Source organism: Acidovorax sp. LjRoot66 (assembly GCF_964253305.1).
GTDB lineage: Bacteria > Pseudomonadota > Gammaproteobacteria > Burkholderiales > Burkholderiaceae_C > Acidovorax.
Window position 1 is genome coordinate 4,982,429 of record NZ_CAXUQU020000001.1, and the last position, 24,283, is coordinate 5,006,711.

A 24,283-nucleotide genomic window follows, 5' to 3' on the forward strand; every position below is an offset into this window, starting at 1 on the left:
ACCGGTATGCGTTTGCTGCTTCTTGAAGATGATCGAACCCTGGGCGCAGGTTTGCGGGATTTTCTGCAACACGACGGCTACCTGGTCGACTGGTGCACGACCCTCGCGCAAGCCAAGGGCCTGATCAGCGAGCCCTATGACGCCTGGCTACTGGATTGGAACCTGCCCGATGGATCTGCACTGGAATGGCTGCGCGGCCTCCGAACCAGAGGTGCCAGAACACCTGCCCTGGTTCTGACAGCACGGGACTTGCTGAGTGACCGCATCCATGGGCTGGACAGTGGCGCGGACGATTTTCTCGTCAAACCGTTTGCCCCCGAAGAGCTGAGCGCCCGGTTGCGTGCACTGTCCCGCAGGATCACCGGAGGCACTCCGCGCAAGATATTTGGCCGGGTCGCAATCAGTCTTTCGAACAAGGATGCATGGCTCGACGGCCAACGGGTGGAGCTGACCGCCCGGGAATGGGCGGTCTTGGAAGCGCTGATTCTTCGCACCGGGCGCACCGTGTCCGCCACCGAACTGGAATCCCTGGTACTGGGTCTGGACAGTGAGCTGGCCAGCAATGCACTGCAGGTGCACATCTTCAAGCTGCGAAGCAAGCTGGGCAAGGAGATGATCCAAACGGTACGCGGAATGGGCTACATGATTCCCAACCCGGTCCAAACCAGCTGACGCGATGGACACTCGCACTTCAAGGCCGCCATCCATTCGGGCACGACTGGTCCAGTCCCTGCTCTGGACGTCCGTGGCGTTCGGACTCATGACCTCGGCCGTCGTGTGGCTCGTGATTGCCCATGAAATGGGCGAATTCATGGACCAGGAACTGCGGGAAGCGACAGAAATATTCCACCACGCACTGGTAAATCAACCGGACCATACTTATGGCAATCAGAGTGCCAAGAATCACTTCGCCTACGAGGAACATCTGGTCTGGCAGGTCGTGGACGCCACAACAGGCGAAGTCCGCAGCCGCTCCCACAAAGCGCCCGCGCAGGCTTTGCAGCGTGCGCCCCAGGACAGGGTTACTTGGACGGCAGATAGACAATGGCGCGCCTACACCTCGGACTTCAGAAACGCCTCAACACATTTTCTGGTGGTGGCACAAAGCAAAAAGGAACGGGACGAAGTGCGCGGCGAGGTGGTGCTCTACACGCTGATGGCGGCCCTGTCCATGAGCCTGCTGTCTGCACTGCTGATGAACTGGCGAATCAGCCAGGAGCTGCGTCCGCTCGGCACACTGAGCCGGGATGTGCAGCGCTACGACCCCCTCAGGCCCGAGACCACGCCCCGCTCTGAACCGAGGCAAGAGCTTATGCCAATAGAACAATCGATCAGTGAACTGGGACAGCGCCTGGCCCAGAGGATCATCAGCGAACGCGCATTCACCGCGCACGCGGCACATGCCTTGCGCACGCCCGTGGCAGGTATCGATGTGCAACTGGCCATGGCCATCAAAGAGGCGCCAGACAATGTTCGTCCGCGTCTTGTGAGTGCCCGGGATGCCACAAAGCGGCTCGGACGCGTCATGCAGGCATTGCTGATGATGTTCCGCAGCGGCATCGAGCCGCAGCGCCAGACGATCGACCTGAATCAACTGATCAAAGCACTGGCTTTTCACGATCTGGCGATATCTGTCCGCCCGGACACGGTGGTGGCTGCAGACCCGGACCTGCTGGCTGCTGCTCTGTTGAATCTGCTGGACAACGCCCACCGCTTCCATGCCAGCCAGGTGGCGATTACCGCTTCCACGCAAGGCAATGACTTCATTTTGACGGTGCAGGACGATGGCGATGGTTGTACGCCGGAGCACAGAGCCAGTCTGCAGGATTCGCTGCAACATCAGGCCTACGGCGAAGGCAGCGCCATGGGAGGCCTGGGCCTGGTGCTGGCGGATCTGGTCGCTCGCGCCCATGGTGGCAGAGCCATGTTGCCGGAGTGCGCTGCTGGCTTCTGCATTGAGCTTCGCTGGCCAGCCACGCAAGCTGGGCCTTGAAACCGACCTGCAGAAATGGTCCGCCAGTTGCGGCTTCCGTGTGCTGACTCTGCGCGGCAGACAGGCAGCCCAGCACACTACTTCACCCCTATAAGAAGAGATCCTTCATGAGACTTCCTGACTCTCCCCCAAAGCCATCTCACATCGCCAGTATGTGCATCGCCATTTCCGGCATTGCAGCGGCGTTTGCCGCGAATGCGGAAGCCCCCATGACAACGGACGATGCGGGAACCCTCTCCAAGGGCGCAATGAAACTGGAGAGCGTGATATCCAGGGACGACAAGACCACCGGGGTGGAACTGATCTTCGGCGCAGGCGTTGCCAAGGACCTGGAGATGGAAGTGGCTCTAAGCCGATCCAGGGATTCCCACACCAGCCCATCCACCAGATTCCATGGACGTGCTCTTGGGGTGAAGTGGGTTCCCGTTCAGAATGAAATGGGCTGGTCCCTCGGGGCGCGACTGGACATGGGCGGGACTCGCCTTCGGGAAGATGTGACGCCAGAGCACTCTACCGAGAGCGAGTTCGCGGTCACCGGACTGGCCAGCTACAGGATGGTGAACTTGCATGTGCTGCACCTCAATGCGGGCGGGAGGCGGATCAAGGCTCAAGGCTCCCACAGCACTGCAGCGACCTGGGCTGCCGGCTACGAGATTCCGCTGACGCAGAAGGCACAGCTTACGATGGAGGTGCATGGCGCGCACAATTCCCGCCCCGACAAAGCCATCGGTGTGCGTTACGAGATCACCGCAGGAGTGAAGGCCTCGGCCGCCTTCGGACACGGCGATGGCCGAACCTTCAGCCAGTTGGGGGTCGCCTGGGAATTCTGAAGGCAGCGAGGCGCGAGGTCTATCCACCCTGGTACGGACCGCGCCGACGCACCATATCTCACCGCCCCCTCAGCGGCCTCAGCAGATCCGCCAACCCGTTGTGGTCGATCTCATACATCAGCGCCAGCAACTGCCCCAGTTCCCCTTTCGGAAATCCCTCGCGCGCAAACCAGCCGAGGTAGTTGGCAGGCAGGTCGGCGAGCAAGGTGCCCTTGTGCTTGCCATAGGGCATCTCGGTGGTGACCAGACGCTGCAACTTTTCGGCATCCATCGGGTGCGCTCCCTCAACCGCCCGCGCGCTTGACCTTGTGGCCGAGCTTTTGCAGCGCGGCCATCACGCGGTCCACATGGTCGCCCTGGATTTCGATGACTCCGTCCTTCACCGTGCCGCCGCTGCCGCAGGCGGCCTTGAGCTGCTTGCCCAACTGGTCGAGCGCGGCGGCATCCACCGGCACGCCCTTGACCAGGGTGACGGCCTTGCCGCCGCGGCCCTTGGTCTCGCGCGATACGCGCACAATGCCGTCGCCGGCAGGCACGGCGGCCGCCTTGGCCAGCGCCTTGCACACGCACTGGGCGATGGGCTGGCGGCAGTCGGGGCACATGCGGCCGGTGTCGGTGGAATAGACCAGGCCGCCCAGGCTGCCCAGGTCGGCCAGCGACTTCTTGGGGGCGGGGGCCATTACTTCGGCTCCCGCACGATGAGGGGGGTATCGGCGGGGTTGGCGCCGATTTCCTTTTGCAGCATGTGGAAGTTGAGCAGGCGCGTGGCCATCACCGTCTCTGCCAGAAAGCACACCAGCGCCAGCAGGAACGAGGCCACCCCGGCGAGGAAGCCGGCGATAGCCAGGCGGTTGGCCTGGTAGTCGAAGGTTTCACCCAGGAACAGCAGGATGATGGTGATGCCGATGAGAAAGGCGCAAAAGGTCAGCAGTGCAATGCAGCCGTTGGCCAGGCGCCCGCGCAGGCGCAGGTCACCGAGCTCGGCATAGGCGCGCGCGGTGTACTCGGGGTCGTTGTTGGCGCGGGCACGGTCTTCCACCACGCGGGCGCGGTCGATGATGCGTGCCAGCCGGCCGGCCACGGCGCCGATCATGCCGGAGACAGCGGTGAGCAAAAACACGGGCGCCACCGCGAGCTGGATGCCGTGGGTGATGACGGAGGGATCGGTGGGGATGGCCATAAGCGGGAGTAGCGGTGTATGCGGGCCGCCCGATTATCGGCGCACAGTGCGGGCTGGCGGCACGGCAAACCAGCCATTGACCGGTGCCAGAACCCCAATGCAGGACAATCAGGGGATCCAGACAGCCCGCGCGCGGGCTGCGCCCACTCAATTTGTCTTTCTATTTCGTGGCCGTGCCCCGTGCACAGGCCGCCTTGCCCATGCCCTTTGCTGCCCTCGGTCTCTCCCCTGCCCTCGCCCATGCCGCCCAGGCCGTGGGCTTCACGGCGCCCACGCCCATCCAGACCGAGGCGATCCCCGCCATCCTGAACGGGCAGGACCTGCTGGGCATCGCGCAGACCGGCTCGGGCAAGACGGCGGCGTTCGGGCTGCCGCTGCTGCAGGCAGTGCAACTGGGCGCCACCGGCCAGGCGTCACGCCACGTCACCGCCCTGGTGCTGGTGCCCACGCGCGAGCTGGCGGCCCAGGTGGGCGAGGTGCTGCGCGACCTGGCAGGCCATTTGCAGCAGCCGCCCAAGGTGGCGGTGGTGTTCGGCGGCGTGTCCATCAACCCGCAGATGATGGGCCTGCGCGGCGGGGCCGACATCGTCGTGGCCACGCCGGGCCGGCTGCTCGACCTGGTGGAGCACAACGCCATCCAACTGGGCAAGGTGGCCCATCTGGTGCTGGACGAGGCCGACCGTCTGCTGGACCTGGGCTTTGCCGAGGAGCTGCAGCGCGTGCTGGCCCTGCTGCCGGCCAAGCGGCAGAACCTGTTCTTCTCGGCCACCTTCGCCGCCCCGGTGCAGGCGCTGGCCGATGGCCTGCTGCACCAGCCGCTGCGGGTGGAGATTGCGCCCACGCCAGACCACACCCCCGACATTGCGCAGCGCGCCATCGCCGTGGACGACAAGCGCCGCACGCAGCTGCTGCGCCACCTGCTCAAGGAGCACGGCTGGACGCGCGTGCTGGTCTTCGTGGCCACGCAGTACGCGGCCGAGCATGTGGCCGAAAAGCTGTACAAGGCCGGCATCTTCGCCAGCCCCTTCCACGGCGGCCTGAGCCAGGGCGCGCGCAAGCAGGTGCTGCAGGAGTTCAAGGACGAGCGCTGGCAGGTGGTGGTGACCACCGACCTGGCTGCGCGCGGCATCGACATTGCCCAATTGCCTGCGGTGGTGAACTACGACCTGCCGCGCTCGGCCGACGACTACGTGCACCGCATCGGCCGCACCGGCCGCGCGGGCGAGAGCGGCGTGGCCGTGACCTTCGTCACGCCCGACGCCACGGCGCATTTCCGGCTGATCGAAAAGCGCCAGGGCCTGGCGCTGCCGCTGGAGGTGATTGCCGGCTTCGAGCCCACCGAAGTGGCTCCGCCCCCCGCCCCGGCAGCCCCCGGCGAGCCCGGCACCGGCGGCGTCAAGGGCCGCCGCCCGAGCAAGAAAGACAAGCTGCGCGCCGCAGCGGCAGAAGCCGAGGCCGAGGCGGCTGCCGAAGCCGCACGCCCCGTGGGCAAGAAGCCCCCCAAGCCGGAATAAGGGCAGACCCGGCCGGTCAACAAAAAACCGGCATGCCCCGTGAAAGGCAAGCCGGTGGGTCGGTGGGTCGGGCACAAGCCCGAATCCGCCAGGTTGTCAGTCTTCGCTGTCGTCGTCTTCGGCACCCATGCCGTCGTTGGCAGCGTCCTCGTCACGCGCACCTGCAGGCCGCGCCGTGCGCTTGCCGGGCTTGGCCAGGATCTCGACGTAGAACTGCTTGCCGCCCTCGGCCACCACGCCGTTGATCAGGCCGGTGAGGGCCGACAGGTGCACCACCGTGGCGGCTTCCTTGGTGGCGCCGAACTGGCAATCGAAGTCCCAGAAGTCCGCGCCTTCGGGGATGTCACGGCGGCGTTCGCGCTTGATGTACTTGCGGATATCGTGCTTGACGGACTCCAGAACCCGGTCCGGATTCTTGCCTTCGACATGTAGTTGGAAAATTTTTCTCATGGGCGATGGTACCGCTTGCGGACCCAGGGCCGTACCAAGGGGTCATGAACCGGGGCTTGCAGGCCCCGGCAAACAGGCTCAGGGCCTGCGCGCAATGTCCAGGAAGGCGCGGTTCAGTTTGGCATCCGCCTCGGTCAGCTTCGTGCGGCGGCCGGCCAGCCAGGCGTCGTCTTTGGCCAGGGACTCGCGGGCGCTGGCGAGCATGCGGCGCACCTCGGCTGGCTGGGGGCCGCCCACGCCGACGCGGGTTTTGACCATGTTCTCGGGCGAGAGCGTCTTGCGGAAGCTGGCTTCGTCCAGCGGCAGGCGCAGGTCGGTCAGGCTGTACTTCTTGCCGGCCTCGGCATAGATGCGCACGGCCTCCTGGTAGGGAAACTCGCTGGGGCGCAGGTTCTTGCTGCGCGCGTACACCACCACCTCGGAGGCAAAGTGGTGCCCCACGCGAAACGGCACGCGGCTGGTGCGCTGCAGGGTTTCGGCCAGCTCCATGGAGGTGGTCCATTCCGACTCCAGTTCCTCGAGCGAGCGCACGGGGTCCACCTGCAGCGCGTCGAGCACCTCCTTGAACTGCTGGACCATCTCCACCCCCAGCACAAAGGTCCGGGCGCCGCCCTGCGCGCTCCAGGCGTTCTTGTAGTCGATCATGCCGGGCGTGACATTGTGGGCACGCAGCGTGACGGCCTGGGCCGAGGCCACCACGTCCGATGCCTTCAGGCGCGTGTTCTGGATGATGCCGGGGTTGGCCTTTTGCGGCATGGCACTGCTGGTGTAGGTCTTGCCGGCCGACAGCAGCAGCCAGGGGCGCGTCTGGTGGTACTGCACATGCACGTCCTGCATGAAGGCACCCACGCGGATGGCGGTGGAGCTGGCGATGCCGACGGCCTCGATGGGAATGTCGTAGGTGCTGACCTGCCCGGCGTCCAGCGAGTTGACGATGAGCCCGTCGAACCCCAGCAGGTCGGCCAGCCGCTCGCGCTTGAGCGGCCAGCTGGAATTGGCCAGCACGGCAGTGCCCAGCGCGCTGCGGTTGATGCGGGCATAGGCCTCGCGGATGCGCGTGGCATCGCGCTCGAACGAGTCGGCAAACGCCAGCAGGTAGTGCGCATAGCTCACGGGCATGGCCTGCACGCCGTTGGTGTAGGCGGGCACCAGTGTGTCCACGTTCTGGGCGGCCAGCTCCAGCAGGCGGGCGCGGGCGCTGCTCAGGGCGCTGGCAAAGTCCAGCACCTCGGTGCGCAGTTGGGCAGCGTTCAGGGTGGAGTGGATGTCCTGGCGGCTGCGGCCCGAATGGATCAGCGTGGCGTCGGGGCCGGCGGCGTCGGTGATGATCTTTTCGACCTGCAGCACGTCGGTGGGCCGGCGGCCGCCGGGCTGCGTGGCCTGGTCGATGGAATGGGCCACGCCCCGTGCGATGGGGCCGGCCAGCGGGGCGGGGATGATGCCTTCTTCCACGTTCATCACGGTCGATGCCATGTTGATGCGGCCAAACCAGTAGAAGACATCCTGCGCCTTGGCCTGCGCGCTGGTGGCGTCGCCGCTGAAGGTGCCCTGGATCTTGGCAACCTGGGCGCGGCATTCTTCGGTGGTGCGGCAGGCGGTGTCGAGCGTGTCTGCTGCGTGCGCAGCAGCGGTGGCGGCCAGCAAGGCGGCAACGCACAAGGCGATTTTGGTTTTATGGCGGTTCATGGGCATCTCAAAGAGGAAAAAGGAAACAGGCATGCGGCGTCCCCTGGTTGTCTCCAGGCGCTGGTGCAGGGGACTGGGCGCGGGTATGCGGGCCGGCAGGCGTGCGTACAGGCGCGTACAAACAGGTGCGTTGGGTGGGTGTGGTGTCTCCGTCAGATTCTTGTTCTGTAAGGCTCTTGCCCCCAGCATCCAAAAATTGAATGGATTGCTGGGGCGGCTCAGCGGCCATTCTGGCCATGCAGTCCTCTCCGTCAAATTCAAAGGCGCTCTAAGATATTCAAACAATGAATACAAAGCTGCCATGACACCCACCACCCCAGACCTGTTGTTCGCACGCCTGCTGGGCCGTGCGCGCCTGAAGCACCTGCAACTGGCCGTGCACATTGCCGAGTTGCAAAGCCTGCAGAAGGCCGCCTCGGCCATTGGCCTGAGCCAGCCTGCGGCCACGCACGCGCTGGCCGAGTTCGAGACCCTGCTGGGCACCTCGCTGTTCGAGCGGCACGCGCGGGGCATGCGGCCCTCGCCCGCCGGGCTGGCCCTGCTGCCCCTGGTGCGCAATGCGCTCAAGCTGCTGCACGCCTGCGCGGAAACGGCAGCCTCCATGCAGCATGGCGCCACCGGTCTGGTGCGCATCGGCGCCATCCACGCGGCCGTGGCGGGGTGGCTGACGCAGGCACTGCCGGTGTTCAGCCGCACCCACCCGGACGTGGCGGTGGAGGTGCATGAAGTGCCGGCCGACCAGTTGCTGCAGATGATCGAGGCCAACCGGGTCGACATCGTGCTGTGCCGCGAGCCCCAGCCCTTGCCCGAAGGCCACCTGTTCACCCCCGTGCGGGCCGACCACTACGTGGTGCTGTGCCGCAACGGCCACCCGCTGGCAGGGCAGGCCCATGTGTCCGACGACGACCTGCGCGCACACACCTGGCTGGTGCCGCCGCTCACCGGCATTGCGCCGGCGGAGTTCAACGCGCTGTGCGTGCGTCTGGGCGGTGCGCCGCGCACCTGCCAGGTCTCCAGCCGCTCGGCCCTGCTCACGCAGGCCATGCTGGACAGCGGTGACCTGCTGGCGCTCAGCCCCCACCACTTTGCCCGCCCGCTGCTCGAAGCACGGCTGCTGACCCACCTGGCCGTGCCGCACATGGCCATGCCGCCACTGGGCATGCTGCGCCGTGCAGCAACGGCCGCCGATGCCCCGTCAGCCGCGGCCCGGCTGGCCGAGAGCCTGCTGGCCTGGCACGACATTGCGGCCCGCTGACCCGCCTCTGACCAGCGGCCACAACGGCCCTGCGATCCAAGTCCCCACCAATTTTCAGCTTTCCCCCTCCCCGGAAAACCCGGTCTGTACTATTGACCTCAATCAAAATTTACAACAGAGGAGGTGGACTATGTCGACAGCAGGATGGATTTTCTCCGGCGTGGTGGTGGTGTTGCTGGTATGGGCCGTGGTGGTCTACAACCGCCTGGTGCAGCTGCGCAACCGCATTGCCAATGCCTTCGCCCAGATCGACGTGCAGCTCAAGCGGCGCTACGACCTGATCCCCAACCTGATCGAGGTGGCGCGCGGCTACATGGCGCATGAGGCGTCCACGCTTGAAGCGGTGATCAAGGCGCGCGGCAATGCGCAGACCGCCGCCACCGCAGCCCGTGCAGCGCCGGCCAGTGCCAGCGCGCTGGGCGCCCTGGCCACGGCAGAGGGCGTGCTCGGCGGCAGCCTGGGCCGGCTGATGGCGCTGGCCGAGGCGTACCCCGACCTCAAGGCCGATGCCTCCATGAAGTCGCTGAGCGAGGAGCTCACCAGCACCGAGAACCGCCTGGGCTTTGCACGCCAGGCCTACAACGACCAGGTGCTGGAGTTCAACGACAAGGCCCAGCAGTTTCCTGACCTGATCGTGGCGCGGCTCTTGGGCTTCGTCAGCTCGCCGATGCTCGAATCCACGCAAAGCGCAGAAGAACGCACCGCACCCAAAGTCCAGTTCTGAGCAGTCCGCGTAACCGCGAGGGACTGACTCGATGAAATTCTGGAACCATCAAGAAAACGCGCGCAGCGAAACGCGCCGCCTGCTGCTGGGCTTTGCCATTGCCGTGGCGCTGCTGGTGGCTGCCGTGCACGGGGCGCTCGTGGTGGCCTGGCTGCTGATGGCGGCCGTGCTGCCGGGCAACCTGCCCTACCCTGCCGGCTTTCTGGCCGTCAACGTGGGCGTGTCGCTCATGCTGGTGCTGGGCGGCTGGTGGGTGGAAACGTCGAACCTGCGCGCAGGCGGCGTGAAGCTGGCCACGCGCGCCGGTGCGCGCGAGCTGCGGCCCTCGATCTCGCATGCCGAGCAGCGCCTGGCCAACATCGTCGACGAGCTGTGCATTGCCGCCAACATGCGCCGCCCGCAGGTGATGGTGGTGCCGCGCGTCGATGCCATCAACGCCTTTGCCGCCGGCTGGGACGACAAGGATGCGGTGGTGGCCGTGACGCAGGGCGCGCTCGACTACCTCAACCGCGACGAGATGCAGGGCCTGGTCGCCCATGAGCTGAGCCACCTGCACGAGGGCGACACACGCCTGAAGATGCAGCTGGCCGGAATGGTCTACGGGCTGGAGCTGGTCTACAACTTTGGCGACACGCTGCGCGAGCGGCGCGGCCTGGCCTGGTGGTTCGGCTCGGCCATCATGCTCGCAGGTTTGGCCGGCTGGCTCACGGGGCGCATGCTCAAGGCCGCCGTCTCGCGCCAGCGCGAGTACCTGGCCGATGCCCGCGCCGTGCAGTGGACGCGCAGCAAGGACGGCCTGGGCGGCGTGCTGCGCAAGGTGATGGGCCAGCGCCGCGACACACCGGCGGGCTATGCCCAGGACCACCGCCACACGGGCCTGGCCCTGCCCTCGGTGCAGCACATGCTGCTGGTGGATGTGGAGGGCGGCGGCCGGCTGGAGCGCCGGCTCGACACCCACCCCACGCTCGAAGACCGCGTGCGGCGCGTGTACGGGCGGCCCATGCAGCCCCTGGCCGCCTCCCCCGTGACTGTGGAGCCCGAGTCTGCGCGGCGCGGCAGCGCGGCCAGCGTGGTGCCGGGCACGCCCACCATTGCATCCCTGGTCGACCCGTTCGCACGGTTCACCTGAAGTGACTGGCAGGGCGCACGCCGCGTCTCGACATGGTGGCCCGCCTGCACTCATCGATTATTTCGATACTCAGCACGCAGAACTATCGTTTTTCATGGAGGACGAGTTTGCCTAAAGTTTGACGGTCATCAACCCGCAAGCAGACATTCCCCATGACCTCCACGATCCTCTCCACCACATCCCACCTCACCTCCCCCATCCCCTTTCACCTCGCGTTCCCGGTGCGCGACATTGCCGAGGCCCGCGCCTTCTATGGCGAGCTGCTGGGGTGCCCCGAGGGGCGCAGCGCCGACGCCTGGGTGGACTTCAACTTCTTCGGCCACCAGATCGTGGCCCACCTGGCGCCCGAAGAATGCGGGCATGGCAGCCACAGTGCGGTGGATGGCCACGCCGTGCCGGTGCGCCACTTTGGCGCCGTGGTGCCCATGGACCTGTGGCAGGCCATGGCGGACAAGCTCACGGCGCGCGGCACGGCCTTCGTCATCGAGCCCTACATCCGGTTCAAGGGCGAGCCGGGCGAGCAGGCCACCATGTTCTTCCTGGACCCCTCGGGCAACGCGGTGGAGATGAAGTCGTTCGCGGACCTCGGTTCGCTGTTCGCCAAGTAAGGGGCTGCCATGCAACTCCCACGCATTCACGCGCTGGCGTGCGCCGCCGCACTGTCGCTCGCCCTGGGCAGCGCCTGCGCTCAGGTCGATACGCTCAAGGCCATCAGGGACAGCGGCAAACTTGTCATGGGCGTGCGCGATGCCTCGGGCGCCATGTCTTTCACGCTCGGGCCGGGCCAGTACACGGGCTTCCATGTGGAGGTCTGCAATCGCATCGTGTCCGACATCAAGGCCGCAGCCCGGCTGGACAAGCTGGAGGTGGTGTACCAGCTGGTGACCCCACAGAACAGGATTTCGCTGGTGCGCAATGGCACCGTGCACCTGGAGTGCGGCACCACCACCAACAATGCCGCGCGCCAGCAGGAGGTGGCGTTTGCCCCCACGCTGTTCGTCGAAGGCGTGCGCCTAGCCGTGAAGGCATCGTCCCCGGTGGCAGGCGTTGCCCAGTTGAGCGGCAAGACCGTGGCGGCCACGGCCGGCAGCACCGCCGTGCAGGCGGTGCGCAAGATGGGGCGCGAGGCCTCCGGCCAGATGACGGAGGTGCTGGGCAAGGACAACAGCGAGGGCTTTCTGCTGCTGGAGACGGGGCGTGCCGACGCCTTCGTGGCGGACGGCCAGATTCTGGCCACGCTGATCTCGCGCAGCAGGGAGCCCGCGCAGTACAAAATCCTGGAGCCGGTGCTGAGCGTGGAGCCCCTGCCCATCATGATCCTCAAGGACCCCGCCTTCAAAGCGGTGGTGGACCAGAGCGTGGCAGCGCTCGCCAAAAGCGGCGAGGTCGCGCGCCTTTACGACAAGTGGTTCATGCAGCCGATACCGCCCCAGGGCATCAGGGTGGGGCTGCCCGCCAATGCCCAGACCCGGGCCGCCTGGGCCAACCCCAGCGACAAGCCCATGGAAGACTACGGACCGCGCTGACGCGAAGAAGAAGCCACAGCAGACGCAGGCGCCGCCACCTCGGCGGCCCGCCTCAGGCATTGCGCGAAGAGCGCCACGGCGGGCGGGCTGGCGCGCGGCCTGCGCTGCAGCAGACCGATCTCGCGGTAAAAGGTGTTCTCGCCCAGGGTCAGCACGCGCACGCCGGGCGGCAGCGGCAGGTGCGCCTGCACCAGCGGCACCAGCGCCACTCCCACGCCCAGCGCCACCAGGTGGATGAGCGCGGGTATCTCGTCCGCCTCCACCGCATCGCACACGGCCAGGCCTTCGCGGCGCACAAAGCGCTCCACCATGCGCCCGCCAAACGAGGTGCGTTCGTAGCGCAGGAACGGGTGCTCCTGCACCAGCGCACGCCAGTCGCGGCCCTTCAGGCCGGCCGGCACCAGCAGCACGAAGGCCTCGTGCGCCAGCGGCTGCCAAGTCAGCTCGGGCAGCATGCCGAAGGGCGGGCGGATGATGACGGCCGCATCGATCTTGCCCGCGTCGAGCTCGTCCATCAGGCCCATGGACACGCCCGGCGTGACGTGCACGCGCAGCTGCGGATGGGCTTGGCGCAGAATGGCCAGCGCCCGCGCCACCAGGGTCGGCTGCGCCGAGGCGATGGAACCCATGCGCAGCAGGCCTGCCGTTGAGGCCTCGCTGGGCAGGTCGGCCAGCCGGGCGTATAGCGCCTGGATCTCTTCAGCGCGCGCCAGCGTGGCCTGGCCTGCCGCGTTGAGCGTGGCCGAGCGCCCGGTGCGATCGAACAGTGCAAAACCCAGCGACTCCTCCAGCCGCTTGATCTGGCTGCTGACGGCGGACTGCGTGAGGCCGATGCGCTCGCCGGCGGCGGCAAACGTGCCGTGGCGGCAGACGGCGATGAAGGTCTTGAGTTCGCTGAGCACGGTGGGAGATCATTCCGAAAATCGATACATGGCCTGCAGCATATATCGCGGCCATCCATGCCAGGAGCTTGCGCGGGCGATCGCCAAGGCAATGCCCCTGTGGACCACACCGATGGTGGACACGCCTCAGGGCAACATCTCCCAACCGTCCCCCTGTGTAAAACACTTGGTGGCGTTTTGCGCGCGCGGTGCCACAATGGTGCACTACGTATTGTTACAAACGCATGCACCACGATCAGGAACTGTTGCAACTGCTGCCTGCAGCGGCGCTGGTGGTGACGCCCGCCGGCGCCATCTTGCGTGCCAATGCGGCCGGCGTGGCCCTGCTGGAGGCCGACAGCGAGCAGGCCCTGCTGGGCCGGATCCTCGGCCATTTCGTGCACCCCATGGACAAGGCGCGCTCCAGCCAGCGCATCGAGCGCGTGAAGGAGCCCGACCACGTGGGGCGGCCCAACAAGTCCTCCGAGTTCCGCGTGCGCACCGACAAGGGCCAGCTGCGCATGGTGCTGGTGGCCAGCGTGGCGATTGAATGGCAGGGCGCGCCGGCCGTGTTGATGTGCGGCATGGACATGACGCACCAGAGCGAAATCCAGGAGCAGCTGCGCGAGAGCGAGCACAACTTCCGCCGTCTGTTCGACAACATGCAGGACGTGTACTACCGCACCGACGCGCAGGGCGTGGTGCAGCACGTGGGGCCGGGGGTGCGCCGGGTGCTCGGCTATGAGCCGCACGAGATCGAGGGCCGCACGGCCGAGTCGTACTACCCGCAGAGCAAGGACCGCGATGCCTTCAAGGTGGCCATCCAGGAAAAAGGCGAGGTGGCCGACTTTCCAGGGCAGATGGTGCGGCGCGATGGCACGGTGATCGACATCTCCATCAGCAGCCATGCGCTGTACGACCACCTGGGCCAGTTCGCCGGGGTCGAGGGCATCTACCGCGACGTGACGCAGCGCAAGAACCTGGAGCGCGAGCTGCACCGCCTGGCCACCACCGACATGCTGACCGGCATGGCCAACCGCCGCGCCTTTCTGGAAACCGCCGAGGCGGCCTTCCACGCCGCACGCGAGCATGGCACGCCGCTCACACTGCTGATGCTGGACGTGGACCATTTCAAATCCATCAACGACCGCTTCGGCCACCTCGAAGGCGACCGCGCCCTGGTGGACTTTGCACGCGCCGTCATGGACGGGTTGCGCCCTGGCGATGCGGTAGGCCGCCTGGGCGGGGAGGAATTCGGCGTGCTGCTGCAGGGCACCACCCTGCCCCAGGGCCACGAGGTGGCCATGCGGCTGCTCAATTGCGTGCGCACACTGGAGCTGGCGGGCATGGATGCGGGTGGCAGCCACCGCTACCGCATCACCGCCAGCATGGGCCTGGGCACCCTCAGGGGCAGCGACCGCAGCCTGCGCGACCTGCTGGACCGGGCCGACCAGGCGCTGTACCAGGCCAAGCGCGAAGGGCGCGACCGGATTGCGCTGGCCGACGCCGACCTGGACGGCCAGGGCTACTGACTTGGCCGGCACACCTCGCGCGGAGGATGCCGATCAGAAATCGAACACTGCCAAGCCCATGCCGTAGCGCCCTTGCAGCGTTGTGGCCATGGCACCCAGGCAGAACAAGGCATACAGCAGAACAAACACCCGGTGGCTGGCTGGCCTGGGCATGTGCACCGGTGCCAGCCGCACGGGCCCCAGGGCCGCCGCAAGCAGCATGGCGGGGATGATGAAGTAGCGCCCCTGCAAGCCCTCGATGACGCGCACCGGGTAGTCGTTCCAGGTCACGGCGAGCGCAAAGAAGGCCAGCAGAGCGCTGCCCACCGCCGCAACCAGCAGCGTGGCGCGGATGCCAAGATCGGCCTTCTGGTAGCTTGTCGCCGCGACGGTCAGGCCGGCCGCCAGCAGCAGGCCGCAGCCTATGGTGATCAGGGCCAGGTCCGCAATCGGCGCATCGGCCCAACCCAGGTTGCCCACGAAGGATGAAGCGATCAGGTGGCCCTGGAACGGGTCGGCGATGGTTCGCCCCCCAGGCGCAGGAAATCAAGCGGGTCGCGCAGGTATGTGCCGATGATCTGCCCCGTGGAAAGCGCGCGCACCACGCGGTGGTCCTGGGTGTGGACCAAGCCGTACAGAGTCCACCCGCTACTGGCCGCGAACAGTGTGGTCGTGGCCGCGACGCGCTGCCACGACCAGTGCCTGAGCAGCAGCACCAGCGGCAGCAACACCATGGGAATGAGGTTGGTGCGCGACGTTACCAGCAGAAAGATGGAAAAGTAAAACGCGAACGCCTGCCAGCGCGTGGCCCGGCCCTCCTGCCACTGCAGCAGAAACAGCGACAGCACCAGCAATGCCAGCGCAAAGCACAGCCCGTCGATGGTGGGCGAGATGATCTGGAACAGCGCCATGGGCATCAGCAGCAGGGCCTGCAGCAGCAGTGAGGGCGGCCCCGTCTGCCAGGCCCAGAAGACCACACCCAGCACCAGCAGGGTGACCAGCATGCGGGTGAGCTGGTAACTGTGGCCCAGGGACAGGTCGAGCGCGCGCGAGAGCTTGAGGCCCAGCGCGTGCGGCAGGTAGATGAAAGGGGCGTAATACCCGGTGGCCGACGCATCGACAAAGACCTCGTCGTCCATCCAGTCGAACCGCTTGGCCTCGCTCGTGAGCCACGCGGGCGACAGGCTCCTGTCGCGGTGCGGCCCCACAATCTTCTGCATCCACTGCGAGAACAGGAAGAAATGGATGTCCACCCAACCACCGGTCTTGCCGCGCACGTCGGGCTCCAGACCCTTGAGCAAGGGCTGGCCATGGGCCACCATGTCGGCGCGCAGCAGGTGCACGATCTCATCGGGCGACTGGAAGGCGGGAATCAATTGCATCATGCCGCAGGCAATGGCAAAACCCAGTGCCAACCAGGCCATTCGCAGCCGCTGCACTCCAGCAAGGCCGCGCCCCCTCCAGAGGGATGTCAAACGAGGCCAGCCAGAAAGGTCAGGGCGCAAAAACAATGCAGACAGTCTTCAAGGAAACAATAGACAGCGACCATCCCAGCTGGCAAGACGATCTTATCCACCGGGGTTTTGACTGCGACGGCCACAAACGCGCAATTGCGTGTCAGGCGTGACCTACGTCACCAAAGAGGGAGGTTTCTGAAGGGTGCGGGGACGCGAAGCTAGAACGCCCCCCGTTCCCGGGTGCCGCAGGATCATGGCAGTCCAAGGCGGCCCTCGCAACATCGCTTGCATTTTGCATCAGTTGCCTCCCAATCCCCCACAATAGCCACCCCATGAGCCCTCCACACACCCAACGCGCCACGCCCGGCAAGGAAGAGATCGCACTGCTGCCCCCCTTCGAGCGCCTGGGGCCCGACCGCATCACCTTGGTGACCACTGCCGTCCAGGCCGAGCAGGCCTGCGCCGAACTGGCCGCGAGCACGGTCTGGGGCTTCGACACCGAGTCCAAGCCCACCTTCGTGCAGGGCGAGGTGTCCGACGGGCCGCATGTGGTGCAGCTGTCCACCCTCGACAAGGCCTGGGTATTTCAGTTGCACGACCAAGGCTGCCGCGCCCTGGTGGCACAGCTGCTGGCCCGGCCCGGCACCACCAAGGCGGGCTTTGGCCTGGGCGACGACAAGAAGCGCATCGAGGCCAAGCTCGGTGTGGTGCCCGAGGGCGTGCTGGAGCTCAACCATGTGTTTCGCCAGCAGGGCTACCGCAAGGACATGGGCGTCAAGGGCGCGGTGGCCGTGCTGTTCAACCAGCGTTTCATGAAGTCCAAGAAGGCCGCCACCTCCAACTGGGCCAACCCCCACCTCACCGAATCGCAGCTGGTGTATGCCGCCAACGATGCCTATGCGGCAGCGCGCGTGTACCACGCGCTGGGGCTGCCAGCCGGCACGTGAGGCAATCGCTCAGAGCACTGCTGCCAGCCGTGCGGCCTGGTCGATAGCCCGCTTGGCATCGAGTTCGCCGGCCTCCAGCGCACCGCCCACCACATGGGGCTTCCTGCCCAGGGCCAGCAGTTCATCGGCCAGCGTGCGCAGCGGCAGTTGGCCCGCGCACAGCACCACGGTGTCGCAGGGGATCCAGGTCGGGTCCTCGCGCTGCTCGCCGTACGAGACAAGCAGGCCCTCGTCGGCAATGCGCTCGTAGTTCACGCCGCCCACCATCTGCACCTGCTTCATCTTCAGCGTGGTGCGGTGGATCCAGCCTGTGGTCTTGCCCAGGCCCTCGCCGAGCTTGCCCTTCTTGCGCTGCAGCAGCGTGACCTGGCGCGCCGGGGGCGTCACTTGCGGGCCCTGGGGCGCCAGGCCGCCGCGCGCCTCGGCCGGGTCGGTGATGCCCCATTCGGCCTGCCAGGCGGGCAGGTCCAGCGTGGTCGAATGGCCTTCGTGCACTAGGAACTCGGCCACGTCGAAGCCGATGCCGCCCGCGCCGATGACGGCCACGCGCTCGCCCACCGGCTTGCCGTGGCGCAGCACGTCGATGTAGCTCAGCACCTTGGGGTGCTCCTGCCCGGGGATCTTCGGGTCGCGCGGGCTCACGCCCGTGGCCACCACCACCTCGTCGTAGCCTGCAAGGTCTGCGGCCTGCACGCGGGTGGAAAGGTGCAGCACCACGCCGGTGTCCCGCACCCGCGTGGCCAGGTAGCGCAGCATTTCGTGGAACTCTTCCTTGCCCGGCACCTGCTTGGCCATGTTGAGCTGGCCGCCGATGGCGTCGGCCGCGTCGAACAGGTGCACCTCGTGCCCGCGCTCGGCCGCAACCGTGGCTGCCGTCAGGCCCGCCGGCCCGGCGCCGACCACGGCGATGCGCTTGGCCTTGTTGCCGGGCGCCAGGGGGCGATAGACCAAGAGAGTCTCCTGGCAGGCTCGCGGGTTCACCAGGCAGCTGCTGGTCTTGTTCTTGAACACATGGTCCAGGCAGGCCTGGTTGCAGGCGATGCAGGTGTTGATGCGGTCGGCCCGGCCGGCGATGGCCTTGTTCACGAAGGCCGGGTCGGCCAGCAGCGGCCGCGCCATGGAGACCATGTCGGCGCAGCCATCGGCCAACACCTGTTCGGCCACCTCGGGGGTATTGATGCGGTTGGAGGTGACGAGCGGCGTGGCAATGCCGGCCGCCGCGAACTCGGCCTTCATCTTCTGCGTGACCCAGGCGAATGCCGCGCGCGGCACGCTGGTGGCGATGGTCGGTATGCGCGCCTCGTGCCAGCCGATGCCGGTGTTGACGATGCTGGCGCCGCCCGTGGCCACGGCCTTGCCCAGGGTGACGATCTCGTCCCAGGCGCTGCCGCCGGGCACCAGGTCGATCATGGACAGGCGGTAGATGATGATGAAGTCCGGCCCCACGGCCTCGCGCATGCGCGCCAGGATCTCGACCGGCAGGCGCATGCGCTGGCTGTAGTCGCCGCCCCAGGCATCGGTGCGCCGGTTGGTGGTGGCCGAGAGGAACTGGTTGATCAAATAGCCCTCGGAGCCCATCACCTCCACCCCGTCATACCCGGCCTCGCGGGCGCGTTGGGCGCAATTGACGAAGGCGCGTATCTGCCGCTCCACCCCGCTGGCCGACAGCGCGAACGGCGTGAACGGCGAAATCGGCGACTGCAGCCGCGAGGGCGCTACCGCCAGCGGATGGTAGGCATAGCGGCCGGTGTGCAGGATCTGCAGCGCGATCTTGCCGCCGGCACCGTGCACGGCCTCGGTCACCACCTTGTGGCGGCGCGCAGCACCGGCCGTGGACAGCGTGCCCGCAAACGGCTTGGTCCAGCCCGCGATGTTGGGCGCGAATCCCCCTGTCACGATCAGCCCCACCCCGCCTTCGGCCCGCTCGCGGAAATAGGCCGCCATGCGCGTGAGGTCGCGCGCGTCTTCAAGCCCCGTGTGCATGGAGCCCATGAGCACGCGGTTCTTGATCTGCGTGAACCCGAGGTCCAGCGGGGCGAGCAGATGGGGGTACAGGGCGTGGCCGGGCGGCAGTTCGCTGGCGATGGATTTCATGGTGGGGCGCAGAAAGGGTGGGATGGCGTCCAGAACGCCGGACACAACATCTAGAACTATTTTCTAGAACTTTATTCTAGAATGCACTTCCATGGCAAGCCGTACCAACCCCGCCCCCACCGCCGAGCCCACCGACCGCCGCCAGGAGATCCTGAACGCCGCGCTGGCCTGCGCCGCGCAGGCGGGGGTCGAGGCCGTCTCCATCGACGGCGTGCGCGCACGCTGCGGCGCCAGCGTGGGCAGCATTTATCACCACTTCGGCAGCAGGGAGGGCATCGTCGCGGCGCTGTTCTTCGACATCTTCGCGGCGCAGTCGCGCAGCGTGCAGGCCCAGCTCGATGCCGCCGTGGGCGTGGAAGCGGGCGTGCAGGCCCTGGTCACCGGCTACCTCGACTGGGTGGTGGCCCAGCCCGTGCAGGCGCGCTTTCTGTTCCAGGCACGCGGCCCGGTGGCCAACGGCCCGCGCAGCGCCGAACTGGCCGAGGCGGCGCGCGGGCGCAACCAGGCGCTGGTGGCATGGTTCGAGCCGCATCGGCAAGGCGGAGCATTGCGCGACCTGCCGTGCGAGCTGATGCCATCGCTGGTGATGGGGCCGGTGCAGAGCTATTGCCGGGCGTGGCTGTCGGATCGTGCGGGCCAGGGGGGTCTGCCCTCGCCGGAGGTGTACCGCAGTGAGTTGGCGGCTGCGGCTTGGAGGGCGGTGCGGGCGTGACGGGAGTGATGGGTGCGGGCCCCAGTGCCGTTCTGTTTCTGTGGTTGCTGCATGCTTTTGCCGAGGACGGAGGCCGGGGTGTGCGCCCGGCGGCGCACCCACCTTCTTTTGCGTCGCCAAGAGGGTGTAGAAGAAATAAATTATAATAGCGCCGCATTGACCAAGCAGGAGCAGCGCAATGGCAAAGACAGGCCGACCACCCGTGATCCCCCCTGGCGAGTACGCCACCTTGCGCGAGGTGGTGCGCGACAACCCGCAGGCCACGCTGCCCGAGTTGGCGCTGGCCTGGGCCGATCACATGGGCCGCAGCGCCCCCAGCACGGTGACTCTGCGCGCAGCACTGAAGGCTGCCGGCCTGCAGCGAGCGCGGCCCAAGTCGCAGCTGTCCCGCTCGCAGCCTGGTCAGCCTGGCACGCGCTACGGCTACACCGCCCAGCATCGGCCCGCCAGTCAATCCGGCAACGCCATTGCCGGTGCCCTGACCGATGCCGAATGGGCGCTGGCGCAGGACCTGTTCGAGCCCCAACGGGGCTCGCGTGGCAGACCGGCCACCTACTCGCGGCGTAGCGTTGTCGATGCCTGCTGCTATGTGCTGCGCACCGGCTCGTCCTGGCGCAACCTGCCGGTGCAGATCTATCCGCCCTGGCAGTCCGTGCAGAAGGCCTTCGTCAACTGGGCCCGCCAAGGCAAGTTCGAAGCGCTGCACGAGCGTCTGCGCCAGCAATGGCGCCAACGCCTGGAGCGCGCTGCGCAGCCCAGCGAGGCCATCATCGACTCGCAGTCCAACCGGGGCAGCCCTCAGGGTGGTACCTTGGGCTTCGATGCAGGCAAGAAGGTGCAGGGGCGCAAGCGCCATCTGGTCGTGGACACGCTGGGCCTGCTGCTTGCGGTGGTGATCACCAGTGCAGCCGTGCAGGACCGCGACGCGGCCGCGCAAGCGGTAGCACAGGCGTGCAAGCGCACAGATGGCTCGTTCAAGACGTTGTGGGCCGACAGCGCGTACGCCGGGCAATGCGCCCAGCAGATCGAGAAGGCGCACCACGTACAGGTGCGCATCGTGCGCCACAGTGCCCGCCACCGCTGGGACGATGCCCAGCAGCCGCTGTGGAGCGACGAGCGGCCTGCCCCCATCGCCAAGAAGCGCTGGGTCGTGGAGCGCACCCATGCATGGCTGGAGCGCAACCGCAGGCTGGTGATGCACCACGACCGCAAGCCGTTCTATGCGGCTGCGTGGGTGTGGCTTGCGCAGGCTCGGATGTTGTTGGGGCGGTTGAAATAGATTTCTTCTACACCCTCCAAAAGAAGGTGGGCCAAGAAAAGGCGACCCCCAGTCTGCGTCCCCCGTACGCCCTGTCGGGCGAACGGGGGCAGCCTGCGATGCTCGGAACTGGGGTGGGCGTCGCTGAACTCGCTGCGCTCTTCGAGCTCCGCTCAGACAGCAGCGACGAGCCAGATGACGAAGTGCATGTGTCCTTCGGCACATGCACCCACCCCAGCTCCTGCGCTTCTCGGCGCAGCCAGCAGGGGTGGGGAGCGGGGTCCGAACGGCTGCTGCTGCGCAGCCGCGCCGGGTGTCGGTTCGCGCTGCGCGCTGCCGACGTGTTGGTCGCGATCACTCTGCCCAGGCCGAGCGCAGCGACGGCGCACCAGGCCGAGCGGAGCAATGGCCCGAGTGGAGCCGGCTCCCACCCCCTTCTGATCGTGCCGAGAAGCGCAGGGCCTGGGGTGAGCGCGTGCCGAAGGACACGCGCATCGTGAACTGACTCACCGCGGTTGTCCGAGCGGAGTTTGGCCGCAGGCCAAACGCAGCGAGTTCCGCGGTGCACCCCAGGCCCGAGCATCGCAGGCTGCCCCCTCGCCTCCGGGCGAGGGGGACACGGGCAGCGGGGTCGCCTTTCTTTGGGGTACCTTTCTTTGGCGACGCAAAGAAAGGTACCTCGGCCGCCGGGCCGAGACCCGGCCTCCGCCCTCCACCAAAGCAAGCAGCAACCATCACCACCACCACCACCACCACCACCACACCACAACCTTCCGCAAGAGAGGTGAAGAAGCGGGCAGCGGGCGGTGACGGATACGGCCACAGCGTTGTGGCAGCACGCCCAAGGAACCGCGCAGCTTTCAAAAAATGTCCCGGACGGGTGCCGAACACGTTTACGATTTGCGGTAATCGCCTGCCAAAAAATGGCGCACCTGAGGGATCTCCGTTCATGCTGGGCAAAGACTTCGACCGTATCGCAGACGCGTACCTGCTCAATCAATCCATTGTCCCTGCCTGGACCGGGGTGGGTCCGGGCAGCTTCATTCGCAACGACGTCGGCGGCTTCGACAAACTGGCCTTCGACCCCGGCCGTGGCTTCGAGAACTTCGCCGTGCTGATTGCCTACCAGCCTTCGGACCTTACCGACTTCATGGAAGCGCTGCTGGGACAACCCAACGACCCTGTCAGCAGCGGATTCATCTGCGGCCCCTACCTCAGCCTGGGCAAGGTGGGCCGGCGCAGGCACACCTGGCCCTGCCGTACCCAGGAACAACTGCTCTCGTCCCTGGAGCGCGTCGTGACCGCGCTCGCCCAGATGGGTGAACCCTGGCTCGCGTCGCTGCGCGACCCCCAGGTGCTGGCGCAGCAGGTCGACCCCAATGCGGCGGCCATCGCCGGGTACGCCTGGGAGCGGGCCGGCCACCTGCAGAACGCGCATGCGTGCTACCTTGATTGGCTGCAGCGCCTGGAGGGCGGGCAGGAGCTGCTCCAGCGCCAACGCAAGAACCTTCCGCCCCAGAGGATGCAGGAATACCTCTTTCTGGCACAGAAGATGGGCCTGAACAACGAACTGACGGCCAGGTTCCAGGCGGCAATGGCCCACGCCGAACATTGAACGGCAGACCACCATGCACCTGTCGATCGGCATCGCCTCGGAGACCCGCGCCTTTGGCAAGGCGATGCGGCGCATCAGGCCTGGGTTCGATGCCCTGGTGGCCTCGTTTGCAGCACAACCCCTGGCCCACCCCATCCACGAATTTCTTCTCGTGGGCCTGACCAACAGCCAGCCACTGGGTTTTCTTGAAGAGGCACCCAACCGCGACGGCGCCTTCCAGGTCCTGTGCGGGCTGGGCCCCTGGGAACATGGCCCCGAGCGCGACGCCGAGTTGCGGCGCATGGCCTGGGATGCCGTGCGGCGTTCCATCGAGGCCTGCCCTTTCTCCGCACCGGACCGGGCGGCCGTTGCCCACCTTCTCGTCGACGAGGAGCGGCGCGCCTTCGCAGGAACATAGCCAGCATGGCAAACACCTACCGATTCATCGCAGATCCAGCAGCCCCATCACCGGTCCTGGCATGGTTCCGGGCCCTCGACCCGGCCCCGCAGAGGTGCGAACCGCGCGCGCCACGGTGCTGCATTTTGCGCACATGGGGGCGCTGGCGTACCGGGCCGATGGCCAGATCGACGCGAGCCGCTCGCCAGTGGTCACGGTGTTTTCGCCCCAGGTGAAACGGGGTGTGCTCTGGACGGTGGGCGAGGTCCATTTTCTCGCCAGCCCCCTGCGCAGCCTGTTCCCCGAGCTGCACCGCGTGGGCAAGGACTTTGCCCGCTGGCTCGCAGGGCACGACTGCGTGTTCTCCCGCAAATCCGGCCCCCACGAATTCGACTACTACCTGGAGGGATCCGTACGCAACTACGACCCGCCGGTGCACGCGTTCCCCGCAGCCCAGGCCGCCCTCGCCCAGGGGCAGTACTTCGTTGCCGAAGAAGACAACGATGTGCGCCTTGACCTGTTGTGCCGGGCGCTTCGCCTGCGCGGCGTCGCTTGCAGTCCTTGAACGCTGCACCACCGCCAATCGACCGCTACCCCGCCAAGACCGACCATGCTCAAGCAGGACAAGGAAGACTTCATTGCGTTCGCCAGCGGTGGCCGCGAACATACGGCCCAAGTGGTGCAGCGCCTGAACGCCCGCGGGTTGGGCCACTTCGAGGACCACCCCTTGTCCGCCAAACTGGTGCGGCAACATCTGGGCGGGCTGATCTCCCTGTGGAATGACAACCCGGTCCCCGGCGCGCGCGACTGGGTGCTGCAGTTCATCGCCGATGCCCAGATCGCCGACGCGCAGGTCCGCCCCATGATCCGCGAGGCGCTGGCCGATAAGGACTGCCCCTTTCTACCAACGGTGCTCTACACCATGGGCACCGCCCCTGCCCTGTTCGAGGACTGCGGAGACCTGCTGTTCGCGCTGGCCAGCCACCCGGACCACGAGGTGCGCTGGCGGGTTGCGTACTTCATTTCCAAGGTCCGCAACCGCAGCGAGTCCATGGTCCGCGCCATCCATCTGCTGAAGCTCGATCGCTACGACACGACGCAGGTGTATGTCAGGGCCTGCGGCGTCAGCTGACCTCCACGGCGCT

At 66.8% G+C, this 24,283-nt stretch carries 26 protein-coding genes; 17 read left to right on the plus strand and 9 right to left on the minus strand.

The window, feature by feature from the left end; all coding sequences use genetic code 11:
* The first annotated feature begins 6 nt into the window (after positions 1-6).
* The 3 genes from ACSQ3Y_RS23405 (at position 7) to ACSQ3Y_RS23415 (ending at position 2,823) form a co-directional block, all read left to right on the plus strand.
* The gene (locus ACSQ3Y_RS23405) at positions 7-672 is read left to right on the plus strand and encodes a winged helix-turn-helix domain-containing protein (protein WP_436179049.1); all 666 of its coding nucleotides are present in this window, start codon (positions 7-9) and stop codon (positions 670-672) included.
* An 88-nt stretch (positions 673-760) separates the two neighbouring features.
* Positions 761-1,993, plus strand: a complete 1,233-nt coding sequence (locus ACSQ3Y_RS23410; RefSeq protein ID WP_436179050.1) for a sensor histidine kinase — start codon at positions 761-763, stop codon at positions 1,991-1,993.
* Positions 1,994-2,100: 107 nt separating this feature from the next.
* The gene (locus tag ACSQ3Y_RS23415; RefSeq protein WP_428001651.1) at positions 2,101-2,823 is read left to right on the plus strand and encodes a hypothetical protein; all 723 of its coding nucleotides are present in this window, start codon (positions 2,101-2,103) and stop codon (positions 2,821-2,823) included.
* 58 nt (positions 2,824-2,881) lie between these two features.
* Here ACSQ3Y_RS23415 and ACSQ3Y_RS23420 read toward each other — a convergent pair whose 3' ends face one another.
* Genes ACSQ3Y_RS23420 through ACSQ3Y_RS23430 form a run of 3 tightly spaced genes read right to left on the minus strand, consistent with a single transcriptional unit; the run spans position 2,882 to position 4,003 of the window.
* Entirely contained in the window at positions 2,882-3,094 is a 213-nt protein-coding gene (locus ACSQ3Y_RS23420) for a DUF3820 family protein (RefSeq protein ID WP_057201089.1), read from the minus strand.
* Positions 3,095-3,107: 13 nt separating this feature from the next.
* Positions 3,108-3,503: a translation initiation factor Sui1 gene (locus ACSQ3Y_RS23425; RefSeq protein ID WP_436179051.1), complete on the minus strand. Its 396-nt coding sequence runs from the start codon at positions 3,501-3,503 to the stop codon at positions 3,108-3,110.
* On the minus strand, positions 3,503-4,003 hold the full coding sequence (locus ACSQ3Y_RS23430; RefSeq protein WP_057201092.1) for a DUF2721 domain-containing protein: 501 nt from the start codon (positions 4,001-4,003) through the stop codon (positions 3,503-3,505). Before ACSQ3Y_RS23430 ends, ACSQ3Y_RS23425 begins: the two co-directional genes overlap by 1 nt.
* A gap of 200 nt (positions 4,004-4,203) precedes the next feature.
* Here ACSQ3Y_RS23430 and ACSQ3Y_RS23435 point away from each other — a divergent pair, with 200 nt between their 5' ends.
* Positions 4,204-5,517, plus strand: a complete 1,314-nt coding sequence (locus tag ACSQ3Y_RS23435; RefSeq protein ID WP_436179052.1) for a DEAD/DEAH box helicase — start codon at positions 4,204-4,206, stop codon at positions 5,515-5,517.
* Positions 5,518-5,613: 96 nt separating this feature from the next.
* Here ACSQ3Y_RS23435 and ACSQ3Y_RS23440 read toward each other — a convergent pair whose 3' ends face one another.
* Positions 5,614-5,967, minus strand: coding sequence for a DUF6172 family protein (locus ACSQ3Y_RS23440; RefSeq protein ID WP_428001654.1), 354 nt, complete (start codon positions 5,965-5,967; stop codon positions 5,614-5,616).
* 78 nt (positions 5,968-6,045) lie between these two features.
* Complete coding sequence (locus ACSQ3Y_RS23445) at positions 6,046-7,653, minus strand: lyase family protein (protein ID WP_436179053.1); 1,608 nt, start codon at positions 7,651-7,653, stop codon at positions 6,046-6,048.
* A gap of 301 nt (positions 7,654-7,954) precedes the next feature.
* Here ACSQ3Y_RS23445 and ACSQ3Y_RS23450 point away from each other — a divergent pair, with 301 nt between their 5' ends.
* The 5 genes from ACSQ3Y_RS23450 to ACSQ3Y_RS23470 all read left to right on the plus strand — a co-directional run bounded on the left by ACSQ3Y_RS23450 (position 7,955) and on the right by ACSQ3Y_RS23470 (position 12,287).
* Positions 7,955-8,908, plus strand: coding sequence for a LysR family transcriptional regulator (locus ACSQ3Y_RS23450; protein WP_436179054.1), 954 nt, complete (start codon positions 7,955-7,957; stop codon positions 8,906-8,908).
* A 130-nt stretch (positions 8,909-9,038) separates the two neighbouring features.
* Complete coding sequence (locus ACSQ3Y_RS23455; protein WP_057201099.1) at positions 9,039-9,632, plus strand: LemA family protein; 594 nt, start codon at positions 9,039-9,041, stop codon at positions 9,630-9,632.
* A 31-nt stretch (positions 9,633-9,663) separates the two neighbouring features.
* A complete protein-coding gene (locus ACSQ3Y_RS23460; RefSeq protein ID WP_436179055.1) occupies positions 9,664-10,761 on the plus strand; it encodes a M48 family metalloprotease in 1,098 nt (365 codons plus the stop codon).
* A gap of 221 nt (positions 10,762-10,982) precedes the next feature.
* Complete coding sequence (locus ACSQ3Y_RS23465) at positions 10,983-11,369, plus strand: VOC family protein (protein ID WP_369819443.1); 387 nt, start codon at positions 10,983-10,985, stop codon at positions 11,367-11,369.
* A 9-nt stretch (positions 11,370-11,378) separates the two neighbouring features.
* Positions 11,379-12,287: an amino acid ABC transporter substrate-binding protein gene (locus ACSQ3Y_RS23470; protein ID WP_436179056.1), complete on the plus strand. Its 909-nt coding sequence runs from the start codon at positions 11,379-11,381 to the stop codon at positions 12,285-12,287.
* Here ACSQ3Y_RS23470 and ACSQ3Y_RS23475 read toward each other — a convergent pair.
* Positions 12,272-13,189, minus strand: coding sequence for a LysR substrate-binding domain-containing protein (locus ACSQ3Y_RS23475; RefSeq protein ID WP_436179057.1), 918 nt, complete (start codon positions 13,187-13,189; stop codon positions 12,272-12,274). The two genes, ACSQ3Y_RS23470 and ACSQ3Y_RS23475, sit on opposite strands and share 16 nt — an antisense overlap.
* Positions 13,190-13,413: 224 nt before the next feature.
* Between ACSQ3Y_RS23475 and ACSQ3Y_RS23480 the strand changes: the two genes are divergently transcribed.
* Entirely contained in the window at positions 13,414-14,700 is a 1,287-nt protein-coding gene (locus ACSQ3Y_RS23480) for a sensor domain-containing diguanylate cyclase (RefSeq protein ID WP_436179058.1), read from the plus strand.
* 33 nt (positions 14,701-14,733) lie between these two features.
* Here the strand turns inward: ACSQ3Y_RS23480 and ACSQ3Y_RS23485 are convergent, their stop codons facing one another.
* Both ACSQ3Y_RS23485 and ACSQ3Y_RS23490 read right to left on the minus strand, forming a co-directional pair.
* Positions 14,734-15,159 carry a DUF2142 domain-containing protein gene (locus ACSQ3Y_RS23485; RefSeq protein ID WP_436179059.1) on the minus strand — a complete coding sequence of 142 codons (426 nt, stop codon included), beginning with the start codon at positions 15,157-15,159 and terminating at the stop codon, positions 14,734-14,736.
* Between the two features lie 14 nt (positions 15,160-15,173).
* Positions 15,174-16,103: a DUF2142 domain-containing protein gene (locus ACSQ3Y_RS23490; protein WP_436179060.1), complete on the minus strand. Its 930-nt coding sequence runs from the start codon at positions 16,101-16,103 to the stop codon at positions 15,174-15,176.
* A gap of 365 nt (positions 16,104-16,468) precedes the next feature.
* On the opposite strand from ACSQ3Y_RS23490, the gene ACSQ3Y_RS23495 reads away from it, so the two are divergent.
* Positions 16,469-17,083: a 3'-5' exonuclease gene (locus tag ACSQ3Y_RS23495; protein ID WP_436179061.1), complete on the plus strand. Its 615-nt coding sequence runs from the start codon at positions 16,469-16,471 to the stop codon at positions 17,081-17,083.
* A gap of 9 nt (positions 17,084-17,092) precedes the next feature.
* On the opposite strand, the gene ACSQ3Y_RS23500 is transcribed toward ACSQ3Y_RS23495, so the two are convergent.
* The gene (locus ACSQ3Y_RS23500) at positions 17,093-19,177 is read right to left on the minus strand and encodes an FAD-dependent oxidoreductase (protein WP_436179062.1); all 2,085 of its coding nucleotides are present in this window, start codon (positions 19,175-19,177) and stop codon (positions 17,093-17,095) included.
* 91 nt (positions 19,178-19,268) lie between these two features.
* Between ACSQ3Y_RS23500 and ACSQ3Y_RS23505 the strand changes: the two genes are divergently transcribed.
* The 6 genes from ACSQ3Y_RS23505 to ACSQ3Y_RS23530 all read left to right on the plus strand — a co-directional run bounded on the left by ACSQ3Y_RS23505 (position 19,269) and on the right by ACSQ3Y_RS23530 (position 24,270).
* Positions 19,269-19,889 (plus strand): TetR/AcrR family transcriptional regulator, encoded by a 621-nt coding sequence (locus ACSQ3Y_RS23505; RefSeq protein ID WP_436179063.1) that lies wholly within the window; start codon positions 19,269-19,271, stop codon positions 19,887-19,889.
* Positions 19,890-20,067: 178 nt separating this feature from the next.
* The gene (locus ACSQ3Y_RS23510) at positions 20,068-21,168 is read left to right on the plus strand and encodes an IS5 family transposase (protein WP_436177452.1); all 1,101 of its coding nucleotides are present in this window, start codon (positions 20,068-20,070) and stop codon (positions 21,166-21,168) included.
* Positions 21,169-22,096: 928 nt separating this feature from the next.
* On the plus strand, positions 22,097-22,762 hold the full coding sequence (locus tag ACSQ3Y_RS23515; RefSeq protein ID WP_436179064.1) for a hypothetical protein: 666 nt from the start codon (positions 22,097-22,099) through the stop codon (positions 22,760-22,762).
* Between the two features lie 13 nt (positions 22,763-22,775).
* Positions 22,776-23,159: a hypothetical protein gene (locus ACSQ3Y_RS23520; RefSeq protein WP_057201116.1), complete on the plus strand. Its 384-nt coding sequence runs from the start codon at positions 22,776-22,778 to the stop codon at positions 23,157-23,159.
* Positions 23,160-23,220: 61 nt separating this feature from the next.
* Positions 23,221-23,703 (plus strand): hypothetical protein, encoded by a 483-nt coding sequence (locus tag ACSQ3Y_RS23525; protein ID WP_436179065.1) that lies wholly within the window; start codon positions 23,221-23,223, stop codon positions 23,701-23,703.
* A 45-nt stretch (positions 23,704-23,748) separates the two neighbouring features.
* On the plus strand, positions 23,749-24,270 hold the full coding sequence (locus ACSQ3Y_RS23530) for a hypothetical protein (RefSeq protein ID WP_057201120.1): 522 nt from the start codon (positions 23,749-23,751) through the stop codon (positions 24,268-24,270).
* The last annotated feature ends 13 nt before the right edge of the window (positions 24,271-24,283 follow it).